General features: G+C 75.9%; 21 protein-coding genes. 10 read left to right on the top strand and 11 right to left on the bottom strand.

The window, feature by feature from the left end; all coding sequences use genetic code 11:
- Positions 1-19: 19 nt before the first annotated feature.
- The gene (locus NP048_RS15910; RefSeq protein ID WP_227576599.1) at positions 20-757 is read left to right on the top strand and encodes a nucleoside/nucleotide kinase family protein; all 738 of its coding nucleotides are present in this window, start codon (positions 20-22) and stop codon (positions 755-757) included.
- Positions 758-947: 190 nt separating this feature from the next.
- Here NP048_RS15910 and NP048_RS15905 read toward each other — a convergent pair whose 3' ends face one another.
- The 11 genes from NP048_RS15905 to NP048_RS15855 all read right to left on the bottom strand — a co-directional run bounded on the left by NP048_RS15905 (position 948) and on the right by NP048_RS15855 (position 16184).
- Positions 948-1814, bottom strand: a complete 867-nt coding sequence (locus NP048_RS15905) for an FHA domain-containing protein (protein WP_227576598.1) — start codon at positions 1812-1814, stop codon at positions 948-950.
- Complete coding sequence (locus tag NP048_RS15900; protein WP_227576597.1) at positions 1811-3088, bottom strand: VWA domain-containing protein; 1278 nt, start codon at positions 3086-3088, stop codon at positions 1811-1813. Before NP048_RS15900 ends, NP048_RS15905 begins: the two co-directional genes overlap by 4 nt.
- Positions 3089-3171: 83 nt before the next feature.
- Complete coding sequence (locus tag NP048_RS15895) at positions 3172-4359, bottom strand: PP2C family protein-serine/threonine phosphatase (RefSeq protein ID WP_256769317.1); 1188 nt, start codon at positions 4357-4359, stop codon at positions 3172-3174.
- On the bottom strand, positions 4344-6698 hold the full coding sequence (locus tag NP048_RS15890) for a serine/threonine-protein kinase (RefSeq protein ID WP_227576595.1): 2355 nt from the start codon (positions 6696-6698) through the stop codon (positions 4344-4346). The genes NP048_RS15895 and NP048_RS15890 overlap by 16 nt, the downstream gene beginning before the upstream one ends.
- Positions 6695-7828 (bottom strand): hypothetical protein, encoded by a 1134-nt coding sequence (locus NP048_RS15885; RefSeq protein WP_227576594.1) that lies wholly within the window; start codon positions 7826-7828, stop codon positions 6695-6697. Before NP048_RS15885 ends, NP048_RS15890 begins: the two co-directional genes overlap by 4 nt.
- Positions 7825-8781 carry a glutamate ABC transporter substrate-binding protein gene (locus tag NP048_RS15880; protein ID WP_227576593.1) on the bottom strand — a complete coding sequence of 319 codons (957 nt, stop codon included), beginning with the start codon at positions 8779-8781 and terminating at the stop codon, positions 7825-7827. The genes NP048_RS15885 and NP048_RS15880 overlap by 4 nt, the downstream gene beginning before the upstream one ends.
- On the bottom strand, positions 8778-10076 hold the full coding sequence (locus tag NP048_RS15875; protein WP_227576592.1) for a hypothetical protein: 1299 nt from the start codon (positions 10074-10076) through the stop codon (positions 8778-8780). Before NP048_RS15875 ends, NP048_RS15880 begins: the two co-directional genes overlap by 4 nt.
- Complete coding sequence (locus NP048_RS15870; protein WP_227576591.1) at positions 10073-11620, bottom strand: AAA family ATPase; 1548 nt, start codon at positions 11618-11620, stop codon at positions 10073-10075. The genes NP048_RS15875 and NP048_RS15870 overlap by 4 nt, the downstream gene beginning before the upstream one ends.
- Positions 11617-12132: a hypothetical protein gene (locus NP048_RS15865; protein WP_227576590.1), complete on the bottom strand. Its 516-nt coding sequence runs from the start codon at positions 12130-12132 to the stop codon at positions 11617-11619. Before NP048_RS15865 ends, NP048_RS15870 begins: the two co-directional genes overlap by 4 nt.
- Positions 12133-12172: 40 nt before the next feature.
- Positions 12173-13390, bottom strand: coding sequence for a toxic anion resistance protein (locus NP048_RS15860; RefSeq protein ID WP_227576589.1), 1218 nt, complete (start codon positions 13388-13390; stop codon positions 12173-12175).
- Positions 13391-13538: 148 nt separating this feature from the next.
- Complete coding sequence (locus tag NP048_RS15855) at positions 13539-16184, bottom strand: LuxR C-terminal-related transcriptional regulator (protein WP_227576588.1); 2646 nt, start codon at positions 16182-16184, stop codon at positions 13539-13541.
- Between the two features lie 301 nt (positions 16185-16485).
- Here NP048_RS15855 and NP048_RS15850 point away from each other — a divergent pair, with 301 nt between their 5' ends.
- From NP048_RS15850 to NP048_RS15810, 9 genes are read left to right on the top strand one after another with little or no spacing between them, the layout of a single operon-like run.
- Positions 16486-18054 carry a phage tail sheath family protein gene (locus tag NP048_RS15850; RefSeq protein ID WP_227576587.1) on the top strand — a complete coding sequence of 523 codons (1569 nt, stop codon included), beginning with the start codon at positions 16486-16488 and terminating at the stop codon, positions 18052-18054.
- 34 nt (positions 18055-18088) lie between these two features.
- Positions 18089-18568 carry a phage tail protein gene (locus NP048_RS15845; RefSeq protein ID WP_227576586.1) on the top strand — a complete coding sequence of 160 codons (480 nt, stop codon included), beginning with the start codon at positions 18089-18091 and terminating at the stop codon, positions 18566-18568.
- Positions 18565-19026 (top strand): hypothetical protein, encoded by a 462-nt coding sequence (locus NP048_RS15840; protein ID WP_227576585.1) that lies wholly within the window; start codon positions 18565-18567, stop codon positions 19024-19026. Before NP048_RS15845 ends, NP048_RS15840 begins: the two co-directional genes overlap by 4 nt.
- A gap of 7 nt (positions 19027-19033) precedes the next feature.
- On the top strand, positions 19034-19207 hold the full coding sequence (locus NP048_RS15835; RefSeq protein ID WP_227566422.1) for a DUF6760 family protein: 174 nt from the start codon (positions 19034-19036) through the stop codon (positions 19205-19207).
- Positions 19200-19670, top strand: a complete 471-nt coding sequence (locus NP048_RS15830; RefSeq protein WP_227576584.1) for a phage tail protein — start codon at positions 19200-19202, stop codon at positions 19668-19670. The genes NP048_RS15835 and NP048_RS15830 overlap by 8 nt, the downstream gene beginning before the upstream one ends.
- Positions 19667-22672, top strand: coding sequence for a hypothetical protein (locus tag NP048_RS15825; protein ID WP_227576583.1), 3006 nt, complete (start codon positions 19667-19669; stop codon positions 22670-22672). The genes NP048_RS15830 and NP048_RS15825 overlap by 4 nt, the downstream gene beginning before the upstream one ends.
- On the top strand, positions 22669-23334 hold the full coding sequence (locus NP048_RS15820; protein WP_227576582.1) for a CIS tube protein: 666 nt from the start codon (positions 22669-22671) through the stop codon (positions 23332-23334). The genes NP048_RS15825 and NP048_RS15820 overlap by 4 nt, the downstream gene beginning before the upstream one ends.
- A complete protein-coding gene (locus NP048_RS15815) occupies positions 23331-25088 on the top strand; it encodes a phage baseplate assembly protein V (protein ID WP_227576581.1) in 1758 nt (585 codons plus the stop codon). Before NP048_RS15820 ends, NP048_RS15815 begins: the two co-directional genes overlap by 4 nt.
- Positions 25088-25525: a GPW/gp25 family protein gene (locus NP048_RS15810; protein WP_227576580.1), complete on the top strand. Its 438-nt coding sequence runs from the start codon at positions 25088-25090 to the stop codon at positions 25523-25525. The genes NP048_RS15815 and NP048_RS15810 overlap by 1 nt, the downstream gene beginning before the upstream one ends.

The raw sequence follows: 25525 nt of genomic DNA, 5'->3' as shown, positions 1-25525 counted from the left end.
GTGCGGGACCGTGGCCGCCGTGGACGCGCGCGGTGACCTCGAGCTGGTCGTGGACCGGCTGACGGCGGCGGTGCCGCGTGGGCGGCGCGCGCTCGTGGCCGTCGACGGGGTCGGCGCGAGCGGCAAGACGACGTTCACGGCCCGCCTGGCCGCAGCCGTCCGCGGCCGTCCCGTCGTGGTCCTGCACGCCGACGACTTCTTCCACCCGTCGGCCGTCCGGCACGCGCGCGGCCGGTGGTCACCGGAGGGCTTCTGGCAGGACGCGTACGACTACGGCTCGCTCGTCGCCCTGGCGCTGGCACCGCTGCACCCCGACGGTGACGGGTGGTACAGCCCGGCGTCGTTCGACCGCGTGGCGGACCGCGTCGCGCCGGCGGCGACGGTCCGGGCGCCCGACGACGCGCTCGTCCTGGTCGAGGGCACGTTCCTGCACCGCGACGAGCTGCGGGAGCACTGGGACTGGTCGGTGTACCTGCACGTGCCCTTCGAGGTGGCGGCGCGGCGGATGGTCGCGCGCGACGGCGTCGACCCGGACCCTGAGCACGGGCCGTTGGCCCGGTACGCGGGCGCGCAGCGGCGCTACTTCGCGGCGGCCGCGCCGTGGCGGCGTGCGTCGCTCGTCGTCGACACGACGGGGGTGCCGCGGGTCGTGGCCCCGTCCGAGGTGTCGACGTCCCTGGGTGACGCGCTGTCGGTCCCGGAGCGTGAGACGGGCCGTGAACGAGACCGGGCGGAGGCGCCGACAGACGTGCGGTGACCCGACTGAGCCCGGTCTCGCGGTGGGCTGCTCCCACGATGTGGGACGCGGTGCCGGGGACACCGCGCCGGGCCGCGCTCGACTACGTCGGGACGCCTGATGACACCGCCGGCCGCGGGCGCGCACGTCGCCGTCGGTGGGGGCGGGCCGGACCCGCCTGTGCCGGCGGGTGGGTGGGGCAGGGGTGAGGTCAGACCTCGCCCGGCAGCGCCTTGCGCACGACGAGCCGCGTCCACGAGCCGAGGTACAGCCGGTCGCCGTCCTGCAGCTCGTGTCGCTGGCCGGGGCGGATCGGGTCGTCCGGCAGGGGCTCGCCGACGCGTGCGACGAACGTGCCGTTCGACGACTGCAGGTCCTCGACCCACCAGCGGTGACCGTCGGTGTTGAGCTGGCAGTGCCGGCGGGACACGCCGCTGTCCGCGCCCGCGTCGACCTGCGGCCGGATGTTGCGTGACGCGGACGGCCGCCCGACGAGGATGCTGCGTTCCCGCAGCGGGATGAGCACCGGCAGCCCGACGGATGGCATCGGGTCCTCGGCCTGCTGCGCGGCGTACCAGTCGGGGTCGACCCACAGCTCCGCGACCCACGCGTCGCTCCCCGGCGGTGGGGGAGTGAGGGGGGAGGCGGGGTCCGCCGACGGCGTCGACGACGCGGGAGGCGCCACCACCGCGGGCGGCGGCTCGAGCGGGTCCGGCGCCGGGGCGCTCGTCGCGGACGTGCCCGGCGCGGCACCGGTGGGGGTCGCCGCACCGGCCGCGGGGTCGGTGACGGTCGGCACGGCATGCGTCGCGCCCAGGTCGAGCGACGACGGAGCGTGCGCGACCGGAGTCACGCCCGTCGTGAAGTCGTAGCCGCAGTTCTCGCAGAACAGCGCACCCGACGCCGCGGGCGACCCGCAGTGCGGGCACGTGCTCGGTGACGGCACCGCGGCCTTCCCGGCCGACCCGCCGACGGGTGCCGCACCGCCGCCGCCACCCGACGCACCGATCGGCGCGCCGCAGACGTCGCAGTAGTCGGTCGACTCGCTGGTGTGCCCGTCGGGGCAGGTGACGCTCATCGCCGCACCCGCGAGGTCTTCGTCGAGGCCGTGTCGAGGGCCATCTCGTCCAGGCGGGACGCGCCGCGCTTGAGCCGCACCGTGCCGTGCTCCTCGTCCTCGATCTCCACGACGCGACGCAGCTTCGACGTCGCCTCCTCGTTGCCGGTCTCGGCGGCCAGCTGCACCGCCCGGCCCAGCTTGACGGTCGCGGTCGCCTCGTCGCCCGCGGCCTTCGCCGCCAGGCCCTCCTGGATCGCGGACGCCAGCTCGGCCTGGCCCGTGTAGTGCGCGACCTCGGGGCTGATGCGCGCGGTGAGCGACGCGTCGTCGGACCACGCGGCCTTCACCAGGCCGGAGGCGACGACCTCGTCCGCCACGGCCACCTGCACCCGCGCGGCGAGCTGCTCGGCGCCCACGTTCTTCGAGGGCACGCGAACCGCGACGTGGTAGTCGCGCGACTCGTCGGCCCACGCACCCGTCGGGTACCCGCCGATCAGCGGCGTCACCTGGGTGCGTCGCGACGTGAGGTCCTCGACCGTCGGGGCGACCTGCCGGACGAACAGCACCTGCCCACCCTGCGGCGTCCACACCCGCAGCTGCGCGTCGGCCACGCCCCGGGACAGCGACGTGGCCAGCAGGGCCCGGAAGTCGGCCGCGATGTCCGCCGGGTCGGCGATCAGCTCGACCGTGCCGAGCAGCGCCGTCGCGATCTCCCGCAGCTCGTCGACCTGCCAGCGCTCACCGACGCCACGTGCGTCGCACTGGAACCGGCCCGTGACGGCCCGGATCGTCGACGTCAGCTGGGCGCGCGGCTCGGACTCGTTCTTGCCGTCGGTCAGCAGGATCGCGTGCCGCTGCGTCGCGGCGGGCTGGGTCGCGAAGATCTGGTCGGCCAGGCGCAGCCACGTGCTCATCGCGGTCCCGCCCTGCGCGCCCAGGCGCGAGATCGCGCGCTTGGCCTCCTCGCGCGCCGCCGGCTCCATCTGCACGATCGCCAGCGGGGCGTTCGGGTAGGGGAAGACGCGCTGCGCGACGTGGCTGCCGGACACGATCGCGAACCACGTCCCGTCGGGGATATGGTCCACCGCGACCTGCGCGGCGTGCTTCGCGGCCTGCAGCATGGCGCCGGTCATGGACCCCGACGTGTCGACCATGATGATCTCGGCGACACCGCCGCCGGTCGTCGACGCCCCGCCCACGCCCTCGGCGCTCACGGTGACGATCGCGTGGACGTCGGTCCCGCCGTCGGGCAGGAACTCGTTCTGGAAGACCTCGGCACGGAACGTGGCCACGCTTGCTCCTCGGCGGTGCGGTGCTGTGGGTGTCGGACGGGTGTCGGACGGGTGGGGGACGGGGCGTCGGGCGGGGCGGGCGGTCAGGGTGCCGGCGGGTCCGGCTCTTCCGGGAGGCTACCGGGCGAGCGTCGTCGCACGGTGGGGGCGGTGCCCGGGTCCTCGGCGTTCGTGTCGGGCGCGGGCTCGGTCGCGGCGGCCGCGGGCCACGTGACGCGGGCGAGCGCGACGGTCACGTTGTCGTGCCCACCGGCCGCCTTGGCCCACGCGACGAGGTCCCGCGACAGCGCCGCGGGGTCCGCGCCGACGCGTCCGACGGCGTCGCGCAGCAGGTCGGCGACGACCTCCGGGGCGGACGCGTAGTTCCACAGGCCGTCGGAGCAGGCGAGCACCCAGCCGGGGCCTCCGGGACGGGTCGCGACCGTGCGCGCGGTGGCGTCGTGCGCGTCGGCACCCAGCCAGCGCGTGATGGCGTGCGCGTCCGGGGAGCGTTCGGCGGCCGCGCGCGGCATGCCCCCGGCCATGAGCTCGGCCGCGACCGAGTCGTCCTCGGTGAGCTGCTCCGGGGTCCCGGTGTCGGGCAGCCAGTACACGCGCGAGTCGCCCAGCCAGGCGGCGGCCAGCAGCTCGCGCCCGACGACCGCCGCGACGAACGTGCACGACGGCGGGTCCTGCCGTGCGATCGCGTCGTCCACGGCGTCGCGTGCGGCGTCGTCGGCGCGGTGGCCGGCCTCCACCAGCAGGCGTGACCAGGCCCCCGCGTCACCGCGCGTGACGTCGGCGGCACCGGCGACGAGCACGTCGCGCGCGGCCGTGGCAGCGGCCTGGCTCGCGACGTCGGAGTCGGGTGCCGAGGACACGCCGTCGCACACGACGAGCACCGTGACGTCCCCGGCCACACCGAGCGCCATGGCGTCCTCGTTGCGACGGCGCCGCACGCCGACGTCGGTGACGCCCGCGACGTGCGGCGCGGGCTGCTCCTCGAGGTGGTCGCGCGCGACGGGCGCGCGGGCGCCGCACTGCTCGCAGTAGCCGTCGGGGGCGACCCCGCCGCCGCACGCGCACGCCGCGGGCGGTGGCGTCGGGTCGGCGTCGCCGTCCGGGCCGGGCGGGGTCAGGCTCGCCTCGGCGGACGACGGCTCCGGCGTGGTCGCCTCGGGCGTCGGGCCACCCAGCGCCGCCCCGCACGACTCGCAGAACCGTGCGCCTGCACCGGCGGTCTCACCGCACGACGGGCAGACCACGACCGTCTCGCTCACCACGCCGTCCACCGCCGCACCTCGTTGGCACGGTCGACGAGCGCGACCCGCGTGGGACGGTCCTCGGTGAGCGCGGCCTGCTCGCGGTACGCCGCCTCGAGCGCGTCCGTGAGGCCCACCCGTGTGGCCGGGACCCCGTCGAGCAGCACTCCCGGGGCGGTGGTGCCCGTGTCGACGGCGCTGAGCGCGCTGCCCAGGACGTCGACCCGCAGACCCGCGCGGTCCGCGGGGGCGAGCGTCACCGTCCGCACCGAGTCGAGCGCGGCGGCCAGCGACGTCAGGTCGTGGCGGGACCGTGCCAGCACCCGGGCGCGCATGAGCCGGGCCTCGGGGTAGGAGCTGCGCGTGGGCGTGACGAGGTCCAGCGCCGCCAGGGCGTCGTCGACGTGCAGCGACGCCAGCCGCAGGCGGGCGAGCCCGAACGCGGCGGGGGCCGTGTAGTTGGCGTCGGCGTACGCGCACGTCGCGTACAGCTGCTCGGCGATGCCCGGCTCGTCGGACAGCTCGCACGCGACCGCGAGCGCGAGCTTGGGTGCCAGCTCACCCGGGACCTGCCCGTAGACGGCGTTGAACGACGCGCGGGCGGCCACGACGTCACCGGTGGCGAGCTGCGCGAGCCCTTGCGTCCACACGGCACGCCACTCCCACGGGTCCTCCGCGAGGATCGCCTCGACAGCCGACGCGACGACCTCGGGCCGTCCCGCCTCGATCGCGGTCGTGGCCCGCAGCAGCCGGACCTCGACGGTCTCCTCCGGCGCGTCGGCCAGCGCGAGCAGGCGCTGCTCGGGGTCCGTGACGTTGATGCCGGACAGCCAGCCGGACGCCGCGTCGTCGGGGTCGACCTTGAGCGCCGGGAGCTCGTCCCACGCCAGGGGGCGCTCGACCTGGTCGGTCACGGGCGGCTCGAAGAGCACCGAGCTGGCGCTCGTCAGCGGCGCGTCGCCCGCGCCGCGGTCCGCCGCGACGACCTCGCGCAGCACCCCGAGGACCTGGGCGCGCATCTCGTCGACCGACCCGAACCGGTCCGACGCGTCGGGCGCACAGGCCTTGGCCAGCAGCCGGTAGAACGAGTCGTACCGCGCGAACACCGGTGTCTGGTCGACCGGGGGCAGTGCCGCCACGTACGTCGTGGTGTTGCCGCGGAAGTCCAGGACGAGCGTCGCCAGGGTCCGACCGATCGTGTAGACGTCGGACGCGACCGACGGGCCGTCGGTGGGCACCTCGGGCGCCTGGTAGCCGACGGTCCCGTAGATGGCCGAGTGGTCGTCGTCGATGCGCCGCACACCGCCCATGTCGATGAGCTTGAGGGCGTCACCGGCCTGGATGATGTTGTCGGGCTTGAAGTCGCAGTAGAGCAGGCCGAGGTCGTGCAGGTACGCGAACGCCGGCAGGACCTCGAGGACGAACGCGAGCGCCTGGTCGACGGGCAGCGGGTCGACGTGCCCGGCGGCCTCGCGGCGGTCGGTGAGCAGCTCCTTGAGGGAGCGCCCGCCGACGAACTCCATGACGGTGTACCCGTCGCCGTCATGCTGCACGAAGTTGTAGATCTCGACGATCAGCGGGTGCTCGACGCGCGCGAGGAACTGCCGCTCGGAGATCGCCGCGGCCACCGCGTCGGGGTCGCCGCTGTTCAGCAGGCCCTTGAGGACGACCCACCGGCCGGACACGTTGCGGTCGCGCGCCAGGTAGATCCATCCCATGCCGCCGTGCGCGAGGCAGCCGGCGACCTCGTACTGCCCGCCGACGAGCGTGCCGGGCGTCAGGCGCGGGTCGAAGTCGAACCGTGCGCCGCACGACGGGCAGAAGCCCTGCGTGCGGGCGGGGACCCCGTCGCGGCCGCGGCCGACCGGCTCGCCGCAGGCCGCGCAGAACCGCTTGCGCTCGGGGACCTGCGGGTCGGTCATGACGGCCTGCAGCGGGTCGTCCACCGGTGCGGGCGGGACCGTCGTCAGGCCGGCGCCCAGGCGCGCGCGGCGCAGCCGGGTGGACGACGTGCCGAGGCGACGCGTCGCGCGGGACCCGGTCGCCGCGGTGCGGGCCGAGCCGAGGGCGGCCGTCGGCAGGCGCGTCGAGCTGGTGCGGCCGGTCCGGGTGGACCCGGCGAACTCGGGCTCCGCGCCACCGCCGGGTGCGGGCACGCCGGGCGCGATGCCCGTGCCGAGCATGGCCGACGGCGTGCGCGCGGCCGAGCCGCCCGCCTGCCCCGTCGCGGTGGCCGCCGCGGGCGGGGTGGTGGTGCCGGTCGTCGTGGACGTCGCACCCGCGGGGGCGGGCGAGCCGCACACGTCGCACCAGCCGTCCTCGTAGGTGCCGGTGCAGCCGGGCTCGCGGCAGGCGGTCGCGCTGGTCATCGGGCTCCTCCAGGTCCGCCCGGCAGCGGCCGGGCGAGGTGCTCGTACTGCTCGACGAGGGCACGTGCGAGGCCCACGTCGCAGGGGGTGGTGTCGACGGCGGCACGGGCCTCGTCGTGGCCGGCGCGGACCGTGGGGGACGCGTCGCGACCGTTCGACGCCGCGGCGGTCGCGGCCCGCCCGAGGCGGTAGCGCAGCTCGGCACGCTCGCGCAGCGGGTTGCTGTACGCGTCCTGCGCGGCGTCGAGCGCTCGCCGGACGGCGTCGAGGCGCGCGACGAACGCGTCGAGCGCGTCGCGGTCCTCGGGGACGGCGCCGAGGCGGGAGACGTCGGGCACCGCGAACCGGGGCGGGTGCGCGATCTCGCGCCGGCAGCGCTCGGCGAGCTCGTGCAGCGCGGGTTCGCGCGCCTCGAGCGCGGCGGCCGTCGCGTGCGCGTCGGCGCGCGCGCGGGCCAGCGAGCGGCGCTGGGACACCGCCACCATGAGGTCGCGCTCGGCGTGGGCGGTCCGCGTCTCCAGCTCCGCGAGGGGGCCGGACACGTCACCACCCCGCGCGGCCTGCGTCGACAGGCGCTGCTCGCGCTCGCGCAGCGCGGCGACCCGCTCGCGCGCGGCGGTGTCGGTGCCCGCGAGGTCCTCGGCGCGCACGAGCGCGGCGCGCACGCCCCGCAGCCGCGCGACGACGTCGGCCGTGTCGGGGTCGAACGCCAGGCGCGTGCGCAGCGCCGAGACCATCGCGTCGCACAGCGTCAGCGCCTCGGGCAGCGACACGGGCGACGCACCGGCCCGCGTGTCGACGCGGCCCCAGACGAGCTGCGACATGCGCTCGCGCTCGACCTCGGTGACGCGCCCGTTGTCCCACACCGCCAGCAGCTCGTCCGCCCGGCGGCGGACCGACTGCCACACGGTGAGGGCCAGCACGACGTCGGGCGTGTAGCGCTCGGCCTCGGCGGTCGCCTGGGCCGCGGTGTCCAGGGCGTCCAGCTGCGTGCGGCGGTCGTCCAGCCACGTCAGCAGGCCGTCGAGGTAGACCATCAGCTCGCGCGCGGGGATCGCCTCGCCCAGACGCCCGGGGGCGACGGGCGCGACGACGTCGGCGGACGCGGCAGCCACGGTGGTCGCCGTCACGACCGTCCGTACACGGACGTCGGCGGCGCGGGAGCGGGACCCAGGGCCCCACCCAGCCAGCGGTCGTAGACCTGCGCCCACGTCCCGTCGGCCTTCATGCCGTCGAGCACCGCGTTGACGAAGCGCACCAGGTCGACCTGGTCCGCGGCGACGCCCACGCCGTACGGCTCCGCGCTGAACGCCTCGCCCACGACGCGCGCGTACGGGTCCTGCGCGACGAACCCGGCGAGCACGGTGTCGTCACCGGTGATGGCGTCGACACGGCCCTGCTGGAACAGCGCCAGGCACGCGGAGTGCGTGCGCGCGCCCACGGGCTCGACGTCGTACTCGTCGAGCCGCTCCAGCGTCGTCGTGCCCTCCGGCGCGCAGACTCGCTGCCCGGCGAGGTCCTCGATGCCCTGGGCGTCGGACTCGGTGCTCACCAGGACCTTCTGACCGGCGGTGAAGTACTCGGCGGAGAACGCGATGTCCTGCCACCGCTCGCAGTTGATGGTGAACGCGCGCACGACCAGGTCGACCTCGTGCTCCTGCAGCACCGGGATGCGGTCGCCCGCGGTGATGACGCGGAACCGGATCGCGTCGGGGTCACCGATGATCGCCTGCGCGACCTGGCGCGCGATGTCGATGTCGAAGCCCTCGATCTCGCCCGTGAACGGGTTGCGCGCCCCCATCTGCAGCGTGTCGGCGGAGACGCCGACGCGCAGGTGGCCGCGGTCGCGGATCGCGGCCATCGTGGAGCCGCCGGGAACCTCGGTGCCCGTGGTCGGGGCGTACGAGGTGGTGGCGTCGGCGCACTCGGCGGCCGCGGGTGCGACGGCCGGTGCGGCGTCGGGGGCCGCCGGGATCACGCCCGTGCCGCCGGGGGCAGCCTGCGTCGCGCAGCCGCCGAGCACGACGACGGCGAGGGCCGCCGCGGCCAGTGCGGTGCGCAGGTGCGTCGTGCGTGTGCTCATCGGTACTCCTCCCGTCGTGCGCGCAGACCGGTCCAGGCGAGGACGGCCCCGCCGACGCCCAGCGCGGCGAGCAGCCAGCCGACCCAGGCGCTGCTCGTCCGCAGGTCGTCCGCGACCTGCGTGCTGCCGTCGTCGACGGCAGCCGTCAGGCTCGCGGACAGGTCGTCGAAGAGGGCGGGCGACGCGGTCGGGTCGTCGCTCGTGACCAGGGCGACCGCGCCGTCCCAGTCGCCGCCGTCGTCGAGGTCGCGCACGGCCTCGTGCGCGTCGGCCCACGCGCCGAGCCTGTCGACGAGCGACGCGTCCAGCCTGCTGCCGTCGCCGGCCAGCGCCGCGCGGGCCTGGTCGACGTTGGCGACGAACGACTCCTCGTACGCCGCACCCGAGCCCCGTCGGATCAGGGTGAACGCCTCCATCGACCGCGCGTCGTTGACGAGCGCGAACGCCTGCGACGTCGCGACGGTCGCCGCGTACGGCCCGTCGTGCGCGCGGCTCGCGCGGGACGCCGCACCGCCCAGCGTCGAGCCGCCCACGACCGCGATGACCAGCACCGCGACCGTCGCGGCGACCAGACCGGCGTTGAAGGTCCGCCGCGTCCGGCGCGCGACCCACACCTGCACGGCGACCAGCACCGCGAGCGCCAGGACGACCACCGCCACGAGCAGCGGCGTCGCCGAGCGCACCGAGGACAGGTCGTCGTCCACACGCTGCTGCTCCGCGGCGACGAGCTCGTCGAGCGTCGGCACGATGTCCTCGCGCAGCACCGTCGACGCCTCCTCGAGGTACGCCGACCCGACGGGGAAGCCCTGCCGGTTGTTCGCGCGCGCCTGCGCGACCAGGCCCGTGTACGTCGTGAGGTCGGCCGACACCTCGGCCAGGCCGTCCGCGCCCTCCGGGCCGCTCGCCGCGAGCTGCGCCAGGGCGTGCGCCCCGGCGTCGACGGCCGCGTCGTAGCTCGCGCGCAGGTCGGTGGGCTCGAGCCCGCCGACGAGGAAGGCGGTGGTCGCGGCGGCGTCGGCCGCGACGAGCTGGTTGCGCGCGTCCTGCAGGCCGACGAGCTGCGCCGCCGAGTCGCGCACGCCGGTGACGGCCGCGCTCTGGCTCGTCGTGGCGCCCAGGGCGAGCAGGCCCGCCAGCGCGGTGACGACGGCCGCGACCGCACCCCACAGGCGCAGGCCGCCCGGCGTCGAGCGCCAGCCGCTCGTCGGCCGGGCGGGGACGGGCGGGGTTCCCGGCTGGTGCGGCGGAGCCGGGTGCGGCGGACTCGGTGGCGAGGACACGACGGTCGTGGTCACGCGGGCTCCTCGGGGCGCGGGGCGGGTCCGCCGCCGGCCGGGTCGGTGTCGGACGGGTTCACGGGGGCGGGCTCGTCGTGCGGCGGGTCGTCGGCGGGGCTGTCGGCCGGGCTGTCGTCGGCGCCCGCCGGTGCGACGACCGGCTCGTCGTCGGGGACGGGCAGGTCGGTCGCGACGTCCGCGACGTCCGTCGCGAGGTCCGCCGGCAGCAGCGTGCGCAGCTGCTCGACCGTCGGGGTCGGGACGTCCCGCAGACGCCACGCGTGCCGCAGCACCGCGCGGTCCAGCAGGTTGCGCGCGAGACGCCCGTTGCCGAAGCCCTCGTGCCGCGGCTGTGCGGCGACGACCTGCTCGACGAGGTCGAGCGTCTCGTCCGACGGCTCGAAGTCGGCCTTGCGGGCGGCGAGCGCGAAGATCTCCCGCAGCTGGGCGTCGGTGTAGTCGTCGAACGCGATGGTCGTGGCGAACCGGCTCTCGAGGCCCGGGTTGGTCGTGAGGAACCGTGCCATCGGCAGGGGGTAGCCCGCGACGATGACGACGAGCTCGTCGCGGTGGTCCTCCATGTCCTTGACCAGGGTGTTCACGGCCTCGGCGCCGTACTGGTCCTCCGCCAGCGAGTACGCCTCGTCGATGAACAGCACGCCGCCCAGCGCCTTGGTGACGACCTCGGTGGTCTTGGTCGCCGTCTGGCCGAGGTACCCGGCGACGAGCTCCGAGCGGTCGACCTCCACCAGGTGCCCGCTGCTCAGCAGGCCCAGCGCCCGGTACAGCCCAGCGACGAGCCGTGCGACGGTCGTCTTGCCCGTGCCGGGGTTGCCGACGAACACGAGGTGCCGCGTCAGGGACGGACGCGTGAGCCCGGCGTCGGCGCGCAGCCGCTCGACGCGCAGGACCTCGGCCTGCTGGCGGATCTCGCGCTTGACGCGGTCGAGCCCGACGAGTGCGTCGAGCTCGGCCAGCAGCTCGTCGAACGTCTTCTCGGGGGGTGCGTCGTCCACCGCCGGGGAGGCGCCCCCCACCCCCGGGGTCGTGAGAGTGCGATCCAGTCCCGGTACGGGGGAACTGGATTGCTCTCTCACGCCCGGGGGGGTGGGGGTGGGGGTGCTGGATTGCTCTCTCACGCCTGGGGGGGTGGGGGTGGGAGGGGGGGTGGTGTTGGCGGCGGCGCGCTGGACGGCGGCCGTGACCGACGCGGCAGCGACCACCTGCAGGTCCGGGGTGCCCAGGTCGCACGCGGCGGACGCGACGTGCGCGAGCGCGTCCGCGTACGGCCCCGCGTGCGGCGAGCGCGCGGCGACGAGCGACGTCAGCAGGTCGGTGGGGGCGTGCCGCCAGCGGCGCGCGGACGCGGCGGCGACGAAGAACGGCGTGAGGTCCCCGTCGGGGCGTCCGAGCGCGGCGAGCCACGCCGGGCCCGCGCCCGTGACGGACTCGGCGACCGCGGCGGCCAGCCGCTCGCCCTCGTCACGCACGGCGGCCCCGGGCAGGCCGGCGGTGGTGCCGGCGGCCACCAGGGCGTCGAGCACGCCGTCGAGCGCGGTCACGGTGCTCCCGTCCCGGGCACGTCCAGCGACGACTGCCCGAACTTCTCGGCGAGGAACTGCCCGTGCGCCACCAGCGCCTGCGCGTCGGCGCGGTACACGGCGTCGGAGATCTTCTCCAGCGTCACGGCGAGCAGGTCGAGCTGGTCGCACAGCAGCATGAGCGACGTCTTGCCGCGGGACACCACGCGGCGGTCCGCGAAGTCGCGCGGCAGCCGCAGGTACCCCTCGACGGCCTCCGGCAGGTAGCTCGTCGCGGTCGCGACCACGGTGTACGCCTGGCGGTCACCCACGCCGAACCGGTCGAGGCGCGGCACCATGTCCTCGACCGTCCCGGTGATGCGGTGCACGCGCGCGGTCACGGCCGCGGGGACGCGTCCCTCGATGCTCGCCTCGACGTCCCGCACGGCCGCCGCGATCTGCTCGGCCGTGGGGACCGGGTCCTCCTCGATCACGACGACGTGGCGGGGCGTGCGCCCGAGCAGGCGCGCGACGAGGTCGCCGAGTGCGCTCACCGGCCGTCCACCTCCTCGCTCGTCCGTGACACGCGGTGGGTCAGCGCAGGCCCAGGTCGAGCGACCCGCTCGCGGCCTGGGTGTGGTCCGAGCGCGAGACCCGGTCCAGGTACTGCTTGGCCTTCGCCGTCTCGGTCTCCAGCACGCCGACCGTCTGCGCCATCGAGTCCAGCGCCTGCACCTTGAACGTGTCGATCGAGTCCATGGCCGCGAAGATGTCGGAGAACGACTGCTGCAGCTGCGGCAGCCCGATCGTCGCGCTCGCGGCCTGCTGCTGGATGGCCACCGACTGCTCGCGCAGCAGCTTGGACGTCGAGGCGATCATGTTCGACGTCGTCGTGTTCAGCGCCGTGATCTGGTCGAGCACGAGCTTCTGGTTGTTGAGCGCCTGCGCGACGAGCACCGCGGTCCGCAGCGCCGAGACCGTCGTCGTCGTCGCCCGGTCGACGCCCTTGATGAGCTCGATGTTGTTCTTGATGATGATGTCGATCGCCAGGTACCCCTGGATCGACACCGCCAGCTGCGTCAGCAGGTCCTGGTGCTTCTGGCGGACGTAGAACAGCACGTCCTCGCGCAGGGCCCGCGCGCGCTCCGGCTCGGCGACCTCGAGCTGCGCGATCTTGGCGGACAGCTGGGTGTCCAGCGAGCTCGCGACGTAGATGTACTGGTTGAGCCGGCCCATCGTGTCCCAGAGGTTCTGCTTCTCCAGGTTCAGGGCGGCGTTGTCCTTGCGCAGCTCGTCCTGGCCCCGGTACAGCGCCCGGACGATCGCGTCGATCTGCTTCTGCGAGCTCTCGTAGCGGCGGAAGTAGTCGGTGAGCGTGTCGCCGAAGGGCAGGATGCCGAGCAGCTTGCGCCCGACCGTCTTCTCGGACGGGTCCAGGTCCTCGACCGTCCGGCGCAGGTCGAGCAGCGACTTGGAGACCTGCGACGTCCCCGAGACGCCGCCCTCGCGCAGCTCGCGCACCGGCACCTGCAGGAGGCGGTTCGACGTGTCCGCGGCCTGCCGGATGTCCGAGTCGCCCATGAGGCGCACGTCGTCGGCCTTGGCCGCGAACTCCGGCGAGCCGGCCTGGGCGGTGTCGAGACCCGCGAGGTACGCGCCGACCTTGGCGTCCAGACCCGGCAGGGCAGCGGGGTCGACGCGCGGTGCCATCGCCGGGGCGTCGTGCGTGGCCACGGCCGCGACGGGCGCGGGCGCTTCGAGCGCGAAGGCACCGCTGGGCGCGGGCGGCTGCAGGGGGCTGGGCTCGGTCATCGACGGTCCTCCCGGGAGCGCTGGTGGCGCGGGTGCCGTCCGACGATGACGGCCCTGGTCACGGTACCGGAACGCCCGGTCGTGCAGACCAGAACGCCCGGACCGTGAACGGAGTTCCATCCGGCGGCGACGCGGGGCGCCCGGGGCCTCAGCGCAGCACGTTCCCCAGCTCCTCGCGCGAGTGCACGCCGAGCTTGGCGAAGACGCGCGACAGGTGCGAGTCGACCGTCCGCGTCGACAGGACCAGGCGCTGCGCGATCGCGCGGCTCGTCATGCCGCCGGCGGCGAGCGAGGCGATCTCCTGCTCGCGCGACGTCAGCGCGACGGGCGCGCCCTGCGGCGGCAGCCACAGGCCGCGCCGGTTCAGCTCCCGCTCTGCGATGCGCGCGAGGTCCGCGTCCTGCGCGGCGACGGCCTCGACGTGCGCGACCAGCGCCGCGGAGCGCTCGCCGTCGCACACCGCGCCCAGGTCCCGCACGCGCGCGACGAGTGCCGGGTCGGGCTGCCCGCCGGTGCGTCGCGTCGCGTCGACCCAGCGGTGCAGCGCCTCGAGCTCGACGCGTGCGGCGCCTCGCTCCCGCGCCCACCGGGCCAGCGCACGCGCCTCGGAGACCACGTCGGGGCTGCGCAGCCACGCCAGCGCGTCCAGCCGGCGCACCGCCACGTCGCCCTCCATGGCCAGCGCCGAGCCGGGTGCCGTCCGCGACGCCTGGTCCAGCAGGTCGCGCGCCGCGGCGGTGTCGCCGCACGCCGCGGCCGCGACGGCCTCGGCGGTCAGCGAGTACCGCGCCAGGCCCGTGAGGTCGCTCTCGTCGAAGCGCGCGCGGGCCGTCGCCAGGTGCGTGCGCGCCTCGGTCCAGGACCCCTCGGCGATGGCGAGCAGGCCGAGCGCGGTGTGCACGGTCGACCACTCGACGGCCATCGGCGCGTCGTCGGCCGTCGGCGCCAGCGACGCCCGGACCGCCTCGACCTCGCCCGACCACAGCAGCGTGAAGAACATCGCGACGAGCACCTCGCCGCGCCCCCAGCGGTGCTGGTCCTCGTGGGCCGCGGCGATCTCCGAGAACCGCGCGCACAGCGCGAACGCCTCGTGCAGCCTGCCGCTCTCGCCCAGGCTCATCGCGGTCGGCGGTGCCAGCGACACGCGCCGTGCGGGGTGGGCCCCGCCCTCGAGCGCGGCCAGCGCGGCGTCGAGCGTCTCCAGCCGGCCCGCGTACCCCAGGCGCGTCAGCCGTGTCACCTCGACCTCGTCGTGCCACCGCAGGACCGGCAGCACCGGGTCGGCCTCGCGCAGCGGGCGCACGACCTCCTCCAGGCGGGCCAGCGCGCGGTCCACGTCGCCCAGGCGCCGGTGCGCGACGAGCGTGGCCATGTCCGCCACGTGCAGCAGCAGGGTGACCGTCGCGACGTCGAACGGCCCCTCCGCCAGCAGCTCGGCCGCGCGCGACAGGTCCCGCTCCGCGTCCGCGAGCTGCGTGAGCATGACCCGCGCGTCCCCGCGCAGCGCGTGCAGGTGCGCCGCCTCCGGGCCCTGCGGGGCGGACGCGAGCGCCCCCGTCGCGAGCATCACGACGGAGTCGTACTGGTGGATGGCGAACGCCGCACCGAGCGCCTCATGGACGCGTGCCGACGGCACGTCCATGCCGAGGTCGATCGCCAGCGAGACCGAGCGGATCAGCGAGCTCGCCGCGATGCCGCGCGCCACGGGCGCATCGAGCGCGCGCTGCAGCAGCTCGCGCTGCCGCGACGCCGGGATCCAGGCCCGTGCGACGTCGGCGTAGGCGGGCGTCGTCAGGTCGACGACCCGCACCGTGCCGCCGGTGACGGTCTCCGCCGTGGTGGTGGTGACCGCACCGGCCAGGACGAGCTCGTCCACCGCGGGTGCCGGCACCAGGTCCAGCAGCACGTCCAGCGCGACGGGGCACACCACCGCGCACACCTCGAGCGCCTCGCGACCCTGCGGGCTGACGCCGTGCAGGTCCAGCTCGGCGAGGTCCAGCATCCGCGAGCGGGGCTGCTGACCGCCGCGCCACACCCACGTGCCGTTGCGCTGCTCCAGCGCGTCCGACGCGACCGCGTCGTGCACCGCCTCCCGCAACCGCATCGCGCTGCCGCCGGCTGCACGCCACAGGCGGTGCGCGGTGTCGGCCGTGACCGGCCCGCCCAGCTCGGTGGCGAGCCACCGCTCGGTGGCCTCCCGCGTGAGCGGCCCGATGTCGAGCCGCTCGACGACGTCGTCCTTCCACAGCGCCGCCCACGGCGGGCGGGCGGCCCAGCTCAGCCGCAGCGTCGCGACGACCTGCACGGAGTCCTGCCGCACCAGCCAGTCGAGCGCGCGGGCCGACGCGTCGTCGAGGCGGTGGGCGTCCTCGACGCGCAGCAGGAGCCTGCCGTCGCCGCGGCGGTGCTCGAGGCTCGTGGCCAGGGAGCGCAGCGTCGCCGCCAGGTCCCCGAAGGCCGCGGCGGGGTCGTCCAGCAACGGCTCGAGGGCGCCCAGCGGCAGCGCGTCGTGCGTGCCCGTGCCGCTGATGTGCACGACCTGGAGGTCGTCGTGGGTCGCGCGCAGCCGCTCGACGGCCTGGGCGACCGCCTGGGTCTTGCCCGTCCCGGCCTCGCCGACGACCAGGGCGCTGCGCCCGGCGGCGAGCGACGCCGTCAGGCGGTCGACGACCGCGGGGTGCAGCACCGTGGCGGGCGCCGCGACCGCGGCTGCGGGGGCCCTGCGCGGGGTGGGGACGGAGGTCGAGCCGGTCCGTGCCCGTCCCGCGTGCGTTCGGGCATCGGACCTGGTCATAGCGCCTCCGGGGGGTTCGTGCTGGGTCCAAGGTCGCGTGAGCGCCTCGGACGGGTCAGTGGCGTCCCGGCCCGCGAGACGGGCAAGTACGACGAACGCGCCTTGAACGCTCGTCCAGGTCACGGATTTCACCCCCTCGGGGATCCCCCGGGCGGCCCTGTCGGGGCGTCTGCGCAACCTCGGTAGCGATTACCGATGTCCCGGCCCGACCCCGCTGCCTAGCCTCACGACGACCCGCCACGCACCTGCCGTACCCCGGTGCGAGCGGCCGCGACCTCACGACCGAGAGAAGGACCCACCAGTGCCCACCTACACCGCGCCCGGCGTGTACGTCGAGGAGATCCCCTCGTCCCAGAAGGTGCTGACGTCGGCCCCGACCGCCGTGACGGCCTTCGTGGGCTTCACCGCGTCGGCGCCGGCGGACGACCCGGCCGACCCCCAGGGGCTCATGCCTCGCCTCGTCACCAGCTGGACCCAGTACGAGGCGCTGTACGGCGGGTTCGTCGAGGGCGCGATGCTGCCGCTGTCGGTGTACGGCTACTTCCTCAACGGCGGCACGCAGGCGTACATCGTGCGCGTCCCCAACGCCGAGCCGTCCGGCAAGCCGGCGACGCTCGAGCTGCCCGCCGCGGACCGCGCGCTGGGTCTGCCCGTCGCCATCGAGTCCGTCGAGCCCGACGCGCAGCTGACGGTGGCCGTGCAGAGCGACGACGCGCCCGACGACCTCGAGGGCCCGACGACGTTCACGATCACGGTCCTCGAGGGCGGCGAGCCCGTCGAGTCCTACCCCGGCCTGAGCCTGGGTGGCCCGCGCGACGCCGCGACGGTCATCAACAAGACGTCCACGAAGGTCAAGGTCGAGATCCGCCTCGACGAGGAGACCGACCTGTCGAGCCAGCTCGAGCTGCTGCGCCCCGGCACGTACGCGCTGCAGCAGGCCGAGCCCGTCAAGGTGCCGGTCACGGGCCGCAAGTTCGCCGGGTCCGAGTCGGCGCGCACGGGCATCAACGGCCTGGCGATCGCCGAGGACGTCACGATCGTGGCCGTCCCCGACCTGGTCACCGCCGCGACGCGCGAGGACGGCACGCTCGACCTCGGCCTGTGGAAGGCCGTGCAGACGTCGCTCATCGCGCACTGCGAGCAGCACGCCAACCGCATGGCCCTGCTCGACGCGCCCCCCGGGATGACGCCCCAGCAGGTCAAGGAGTGGCGCTCCGAGGTCGCGCAGTACGACTCGGCGTTCGCGACGATGTACTACCCGTGGATCAAGGTCGAGAACCCCCTCGGCTCGGGCGCGTCCGCCGAGATCGTCGTCCCGCCGTCGGGGCACGTCGCCGGAGTGTGGGCCCGCACGGACGAGACGCGCGGCGTGTGGAAGGCCCCGGCCAACGACACGATCCGCGGCGTCCTGGACGTCGAGCGTGCCGTCACGCAGACCGAGCAGGGCTTCCTCAACCCGATCGGGGTCAACGCGATCCGCCCGTTCGGCACGCGCGGCATCCGCATCTGGGGCGCGCGCACGCTCGCGTCGGACACCGACTGGCAGTACATCAACGTGCGTCGCCTGTTCAACATGGTCGAGTCGACGATCCTCGAGGGCACCCAGTGGGCCGTCTTCGAGCCGAACGACGTGACCCTGTGGGAGGGCGTCAAGCGGACCCTCACCGGGTACCTGCACGGTCTGTGGCAGTCGGGCGCGCTGTTCGGCTCCACCGCCGACCAGGCGTTCTTCGTCCGCTGCGACGAGACCACCAACACCCCCGAGTCGATCGACGCCGGCCGCCTCGTGGTCGAGGTCGGTCTCGCGCCCGTCAAGCCCGCGGAGTTCGTGGTCTTCCGGATCAGCCAGAACAAGCAGAGCGCGGCCTGACGCCCAGCGTCCCCACCACACCTAGGAGTAACGCATGCCCAGCACCGGACTGTTCAGCGCCGACCCGATCGTCTCCCAGAACTTCTTCCTCGAGATCGACGGGCAGGTCGTCTCCGCCCTCATGTCGGTCTCGGGCCTCGACGTCGAGGTCGGCGTCGGCAAGGTCACCCAGATCGGGGCCGACGGCAAGAAGCAGCAGGTCAAGTTCCTCGGCCAGACCGTCGAGGTCCCCGACCTGCAGCTGACCCGCGTCGCGCCCGCCGACGTCACCAACGACCCGCTGTGGAAGTGGTTCAAGGCGGTCCGCGAGGGCGGCCTGTCCGGCGACCGCGCGCAGAACCGCAAGAACGGCTCCGTCGTCCTGTACGACGCGTCCGCCAAGGAGGTCGCGCGGTTCAACTTCTTCAACGGCTGGCCGAGCAAGATCTCGACCGACCAGCTCTCGGTCGACGGGTCGGACGCCATCAAGGAGACCGTCTCGGTGGTCATCGAGCGCCTCGAGAGGGTCAAGTGACCCTGCGCACCCGGTACGAGTTCACGCTCCCTCGCGGTTACGTCGACCGCGAGGGGGCGTTGCACCGCGAGGGCGTCATGCGCCTGGCGACGGCCCGCGACGAGCTGGAGCCGCTGCGTGACCCCACGATCAGCGGCCCGGACGACCCGCGGCTGACCGTCGTCGTGCTGGCGCGCGTCGTCGAGCGCCTCGGCGCGCTGGAGCTGGTGACGACGCACGAGATCGAGGGCCTGTTCGCCGCCGACCTGGCGTACCTGCAGGACTTCTACGGCGTCATCAACTTCGGCACCCCCGCCGAGGTCGAGGAGTTCCTCGCCGCGCAGGACGAGGTCGCCCCTGCGGCGGCCGCCGTGGCCGTCGAGGAGGCGGCCCCGGCCGCCGACGTGCCGGACGCGGGCTTCGTGCACGCGCGTCCCGCGCGCTCGGCGATCGAGGAGCTCCCGGCCGAGACCCGGTGACCGGACCGTGCTGCGCTACCCCGTCGACGCGGTCTGGCAGGAGATCGCCTACCTGGCGTACCACCTGCACTGGCCGATGGACGACCTGCTGGACCTCGAGCACCTCGACCGGGTCCGCATGGTCCGGGCGGTCGCGGCGATGAACGAGCAGGCATGGGAGGCGGTGCGCGACAGTGTCTGAGCAGACGCCCCTGGGCGGCGGGGTGCCGCCCACCTCCAGCAGGTTCCTGCTGGAGGTCGACGGCGTGGAGATCGGCACGTTCCGCGAGGTGCAGGGTCTGCGCCTCGACGTGGACGTGATCGAGCACGTCGAGGGCGGCCAGAACGGGTACGTGCACCAGCTGCCCGGCGTCATGCGCTGGCCGCACCTGGTGTTCACGCGCGGCATGGTCCAGTCCGACGCGCTCTTCGGCTGGGTGCAGCGGTCGTCCGGGCAGGGCTTCGCCGGCAACGGCGACACCCTGACGCGGGCGACGGGCGCCATCACCGTGATCGACGAGCGCGGCAACCGACTGCGGTCCTGGGAGCTCGACGGCGTCTTCGCCGTGAGCTGGACGGGTCCGTCGCTGTCGGCCGACTCCGACGTGCCGCTCACCGAGTCGCTCGAGGTCGCGCACCACGGGTTCCGTGCGGTGACGCGATGACGGGCCGGGCTGCGGACGGGGCGACGGGCCGGGCTGCCGAGGCGGCGACCGGCCGCGCGCCGGCGACCCCGCTGGGCGCTGCCGTCGCGCAGCGGTGGCGGCGTCCCGGACCGGTGAGCCGGCCGCGCCCGGCCACGATCGGGTCGCTCGCGTCGGCGGCGGCACGGTTCGCCGCCGGGTCCGGGCGCCCCGTCGCGGTGCGGCGCGCGCTCGCGGGCCCGGCCCCCGTCGTGGCGCAGGTGCGCGTGGCCGACGCGGTGCGCCCGCCGCGCTGGTGGTCCGGTGAGCTGGCGGCCGAGCGTCGCGCCCGTGCGGCGCAGGACGCGGTCGTCGTCGCCGCGCACCGCGAGCGCCCACGCGGTCTGCCGCGTTCCGCCGACCGCCTGCCCGACGAGCGCGGTCACCGGCCCGGCGCCGTCCAGGCCCGGCTCGCACCACGCGTCGTCCCGATGCGCCTGCCCGACGCCGTGCGCGCCGTCGGCACCATGACCACACCGTCCGACGTCGCCCCGCGCCGCCGGACCGCCCGGGGCCGCCCGGGGCCGACCACGGCGCCGCAGCAGCCGTCACCCGGCCGTCCCGCGCCGGGCGCTGCGGCGCCGACGAGGCCGACGGTGCCCGGCAGCGCGCCCGCGTCGTCCGCGCGTCCGGGGCCCGGCGGTGCCCTCGTGCGTCGTCGTCTGCAGGCCGGTGCCGCGCTGCGCCGACGCGCGGCGACCCCCGTCGCCGTCCCTGCCGACCCGCCCACCGTCCGGTCCTCCGACGCGGGGCGCGCGAGCGGTCCTGCCGGTCGGGAGCACGCGGTGCGCGTCGCCCCCGGACGTGCGTTCGCGGCGTCCGCCCCGCGAGCGACGACCGGACTGCCGACCGCCGTCACCGCGCTGCGCGGGCCGGTGCGCCGCGCGTCGCTCGCGCTGCGCGGCTCGCGGGACCTCGCCGTCCGGGCCGCGGTCCCCGTCGTCGGGGCGGCGGGCCGTGAGCCTGCCCTGGCCGTGCGCCGGTGGGCGCGGCCCGCGGCCTCCGTCACGTCGCCCGCGGTGCGCGCCACGTCGCCCGCGGTGCCCGCCACGTCACCTGGCGTGCCCCGCACGTCGTCTGCCGTGCCCCGCACGTCGTCTGCGGCGCCACGGACGTCCCCTGCGGTTGTCGCGACGTCCACGCACCGGTCGGACGCCCTCGCGCCGGGTGCGCTTGTGACCACAGCCTCGAACTCGCTCCGGGCCGCCGTCGACGGCCCGCCCGCGGCCGGGCCCGCGACGCTCATCGCGGGGGCCGTCGGCCCGCGAGCCGCCGCCGGTCCGAGCGGCCTGACCGGCAGCGACGTCGGCTCCGTCCCGAGCGCGCCGCGTGCCGCCGGCCATGGCGTCGCCGCGGCCCCTCCGGCGTGGCGTGGAGCCGGGGCACTGCCCGGCTCCGGCCACCGGCGGCCGTTCGTCCGGCGTGCCACGAGCCTGGGGACGGCAGGCCCCGCCCTGCCCGTCGGCCGCCACGGCGGCGTCGCGACCCACCTGGCCCGCGCCGCCGCAGACACGCGCGTGGCCGGTCGCACGGCCGGGCGTGCCGGCACCCCGGCGGTCGGTCCCGTCGCGCCGGGCACGGTCCCGGGCACGCAGGTGCGGACCGTCGCCGGTCCGCACGCCGACGTGCAGCCCAGCACCGTGCGCCGGTCCGTCGCGCCGGCCGCCGGAGCCGTCGCCGCCGCCCGCGGCGCCACGTCCTCGACCACGTCCGCGGCTCCGGCCGTCACGTCCGCAGCGGCAGCGGCGCGCGGCACGTCGGCGTCCTCACCGGTGCCCCCGGCCGCGTCCGCGACGAGGCACGCCGGGCCCGCGACGGCGCCGACGACGGGGGCGCCCGGCAGCTCCGCGCACGCCACCGCGCCCAGCACGTCCGCGCGCGGCACCAGCGCGCCGTCCACCTCTGCGCGCGCCTCCGTGCCGACCACGCCCACGACGACGGCACCCGTCCCGGGCACCGTCCTCGCCCCGCCGGCAACCGACCGCACCACCCGGTCCAGCACGTCGCCTGCCGCACCCGCGCCGTCGGCGGCCGCCCTCTCGTCCGCCGTGCCGGCCACGACCGCCGTGCGCCGGTCCCTCGCCACGGTGCCCGGCCCTGCGACCCGGACGCCCGCGGTCGCGGCGCTGCGCGGCGCCGGTGAGCTGGCGCGCGCCGTCCAGCCGGTCGGCGTCCGCGCCGCGGCGACGGGCGGGGCGCTGCGCGCCGCCGTCAGCGCGCCGACGCTGCCCGCCGTCGCCCGTGCCGGCCGGAGCGCGAGCCGCCCCGGGCCCGGCTCGCACGCTCCCGTCGCGCGGGCCGGGCACGCCTACGGCCGACCGGGCCGACCGGGCCGTCCCGGCGGACCGGCCGTCCCGGCGGTCGCCCGCCCGACGTCGTCCGGCACCGCGTGGTCCGGCACCGCGTCGTCCGGCACCGCGTGGTCCGGCACCGCGTCGTCCGGCACCGCGTGGTCCGGCACCGCGTCGTCCGGCACCGCGTGGTCCGGCACCGCGTGGTCCGGCACCGCGTGGTCGCCGGGCACCTCGCCCGCAGCCCTCCCCGCGCCCGCCGCCGCCCGCACTCCCGCCCCGGCCCCCGCGCTGGCCGCGGCCGCCACCGGGCCCGTGCGTCGGCTGACGGTGCTGCCGCCCCGCACGGTCGTGCGGCGCGTCCCCGTGTCGGCGCCGTCCGCGGCCCCTGCCGCCGCACCGACCACCACCACCGGCCGGCCCGCTCTCGGCGCCGCCGCCCCCGCCGTCCCCGCATCGGCCCAGGGAACGACCGTCGTCCGACGGTGGCTGCCGCCGGCCGGCCAGGAGAGGACCCCCGTGCACGACGAGGTACGCCCACCCCACGCGGACGTCGAGCGGCGGCTGCGCGCCGAGCTCACGTCCTGGTTGGAGCACGAGCTGGACGACAGGGTCGTGCGCATCGTCGAGGCGCGGCTGGCGGAGCAGGACGAACGGCGCACCTGGCGCCGCACGCGGGAGGTGTTCTCATGACGGCGACGACCGCTCCGGTCAAGGCGTTCCTCGAGATCGAGGGCGGGCAGAAGGTGCCGTGCCTGTTCAACCCGGCGCAGCTGCAGCTCACGCGCGAGAACCACTGGGTGGGCGACCCGCGGCCGGGCCGCGGCGTGCCGCGCCTGCGGTACGCGGGCTCGTCGTCGGGCGTGCTGAGCGTCGACCTGTTCTTCGACACCACGCACGACGGCAGCGACGTCACGCGGCACACCGGACGGCTGCTCGAGCTCATGGAGGTCGACCCGTCGCTGCCGGGCGCCGACGAGGCCACGGGCAACGTCCGGCCGCCGACGGTGACGTTCCACTGGGGTGACCTGCACTCGTTCACCGCCGTGGTCGCGGCGCTCGAGCTGACGTTCACGTACTTCTCCGCGTCCGGCACGCCGCTGCGCGCCCGCGCGGGGCTCGAGCTGCGGCAGTACGAGCCGTCGCGCGCGTTCGGCCCGCAGAACCCGACGTCGGGCACGCCGCAGCCGCACCGGGTGCACCGGGTCCAGGCGGGGGAGACGCTCGACCGCATCGCGGCGCAGCACTACGGCGACCCGACGCGCTGGCGTGCGCTGGCCGAGGCCAACGGCATCGACGACCCGCTGGACCTGCGCCCGGGCACCGTGCTGTCCGTCCCGCGGGGTGACGCGTGACGACGGACGTCGGGACCGCACGCCTCAACCCGCTCGCGCACACGTCGTTCGACGTGCGCCTGGGCGGGCGGCCGCTGGGCGTCACGGAGCTCGACGACCTCGTGGACGTGCGCGTGCAGCGCGGCGTGCGGACGGTGGGCCGGGCGTCGCTGACGTTCGTCGACCGCGGGTACCGGCTGGTCACCTCGCGCCTGGCGATCGGGCAGGACGTCGAGGTGCGCGTCGACGGCACGTCGCTGTTCACCGGCACGGTCACGGCGCTGGGCACGCGCGCGGACCACCGCGGCAGCACCACCACGGTGACGGCACACGACGGCGCGTACGCGCTGACCACCGACGCGGGCGTCGTCGCACGCGCCAACGTCGACGCCTCCCAGGTGGTCGCCGAGCTCGCACGCGCCGCCCGCCTGAGCGTGCAGGGCTGGCCGACGTCGCGCACCGAGCCGTGGCACCTGCAGGCGGACTCACCGCTGGGGCTCATCGACGAGCTCGCGGTGGCCTCCGGGCTGGACTGGGTGGTCGACGGCACGACGCTGCGCGTGTGGGAGCGCGCGAGCGGCACCGCCAAGGGCGCGCGGCGCACGCGCCTGACGGTCGGCCTGGACCTCGACGAGCTGTCCGCCCGCCAGGTCGGGCGGCCGGACGCGACGTACGTCGTGCAGGGCTGGGACGCCGCGACGACGACGGCCGTGCGGGCCACCGCGAACGCGCCGGCGCCGCGTGCGGGCTTCACGGCGCGCGTCGACGCGGACGGCGCGACCCCGCAGATCCAGGTCGGCGGGCTGCAGGTGCGCTCGGCCGAGGAGGCGCGCGTGCGTGCCGAGGCGCTCGCCGCGCGGCACGGCCGGGTCGAGGCGCAGGGCCGCGGCCCGCTGGCGCCGGACGTGGTGCCGGGCGGCGAGGTCGAGGTCGCCGAGGGCGGTCCCCTCGACGGCACGTACTACGTGCAGGAGGTCGAGCACCGGTTCGACGGCCGCGCGTCGCGCACGTCGTTCGTCGCGGGTGACCGCGAGCCCGTGCGGCTGGGCACGGCCGCGCCCGGCGAGCGGACCGCGTCGTCCGCCCACCACTCCGGGCTCGTGGTCGCGACGGTCAACAGCACCGACGACCCCGACCGGCTGGGCCGCGTGCGCGTCACGTACGTGACCGCGTCGGACCGCACGTCGTCGGACTGGGCGCGCGTGCTCGCGCCCGGCGGCGGCAGCGCGGGCGGCATGGTCCTGCAGCACGAGCCGGGGGACGAGGTGCTCGTCGCGTTCGAGGGCGGTGACGTCAGCCGGCCGGTCGTGCTCGGGGGCCTGCACTCGGCGTCCGCGCCGCCCCCGCAGACCATCCGGGCCGACGGTGGGCCGCGCGTGCGCTCCATGCACTCGCGCCACGGGCAGCGACTCGTGCTGGGCGACGGCGAGTCGGGCGACGACGCGTACGTCGAGCTCGCGCTCGGCGCCGCAGGCCACGGGCTGCGGATCTCGCAGCAGAAGGCCGTCCTGGAGGTCGGCCAGATCCCGCTGCGCATCGTCGCCGGGTCGTCGTCCATCGAGCTGGACGGCAAGGGACGGGTCACCGTGCGCGGCACCGACATCGCGGTGCAGGCGGACAACGAGCTGCGGCTGAAGGGCACCACCGTGAAGATCGAGGGCACCGCGAAGGTCGAGGTCACGGGCGCGCAGGTCGCACTCAAGGCCAACGGCACCGCCGAGGTCTCCGCGTCCGGTCCCACGAAGATCGTCGGCAACCCGGTGGCGATCAACTGATGAGCGAGCTCCAGCACCCGTCCGCGCGCATGACCGCCGCCGCGGACTTCGTGGGCCGCGGCTTCGCGTGGCCGTTCGCGGTCGACCACACCGGGTCGATCGCCATGACCGACGGCGTCGGCGACGTCGAGGACGCCATGCGCGTCGTCCTGCTCACGGCACCCGGCGAGCGCCTGATGCGTCCCGCGTTCGGCTGCCGCATCTGGGACCTGCTCTTCGAGCCGATCACGCCCAACCTCGTCGGCCTGGTGCGCCAGGCCGTGCGCGACGCGCTCGCCCAGTGGGAGCCGCGCGTCGAGGTCGAGGACGTGCGCCCCGTGCAGGACCCGGGCGAGTCCGGCCTGCTCCACATCCAGATCGACTACCGCGTCCGGTCCACCAACGACCGCCGCAACCTGGTCTTCCCCTTCTACGTGATCCCCCGCGAGGACTCCTGA

Source organism: Cellulomonas xiejunii (assembly GCF_024508315.1).
In the GTDB taxonomy this organism is placed as follows: domain Bacteria; phylum Actinomycetota; class Actinomycetes; order Actinomycetales; family Cellulomonadaceae; genus Cellulomonas; species Cellulomonas xiejunii.
The sequence above is the reverse complement of the archived record's forward strand: the minus strand, read 5'-3'. Positions and strand labels throughout refer to the sequence as shown.

Excerpts from the sequence above, each read along its gene's own strand:
- NP048_RS15905 (WP_227576598.1), bottom strand. The coding sequence starts at position 1,814 with ATGAGCGTCACCTGCCCCGACGGGCACACCAGCGAGTCGACCGACTAC.
- NP048_RS15890 (WP_227576595.1), bottom strand. The coding sequence starts at position 6,698 with ATGACCAGCGCGACCGCCTGCCGCGAGCCCGGCTGCACCGGCACCTAC.
- NP048_RS15880 (WP_227576593.1), bottom strand. The coding sequence starts at position 8,781 with ATGAGCACACGCACGACGCACCTGCGCACCGCACTGGCCGCGGCGGCC.
- NP048_RS15860 (WP_227576589.1), bottom strand. The coding sequence starts at position 13,390 with ATGACCGAGCCCAGCCCCCTGCAGCCGCCCGCGCCCAGCGGTGCCTTC.
- NP048_RS15855 (WP_227576588.1), bottom strand. The coding sequence starts at position 16,184 with ATGACCAGGTCCGATGCCCGAACGCACGCGGGACGGGCACGGACCGGC.
- NP048_RS15845 (WP_227576586.1), top strand. The coding sequence starts at position 18,089 with ATGCCCAGCACCGGACTGTTCAGCGCCGACCCGATCGTCTCCCAGAAC.
- NP048_RS15825 (WP_227576583.1), top strand. The coding sequence starts at position 19,667 with ATGACGGGCCGGGCTGCGGACGGGGCGACGGGCCGGGCTGCCGAGGCG.
- NP048_RS15820 (WP_227576582.1), top strand. The coding sequence starts at position 22,669 with ATGACGGCGACGACCGCTCCGGTCAAGGCGTTCCTCGAGATCGAGGGC.
- NP048_RS15810 (WP_227576580.1), top strand. The coding sequence starts at position 25,088 with ATGAGCGAGCTCCAGCACCCGTCCGCGCGCATGACCGCCGCCGCGGAC.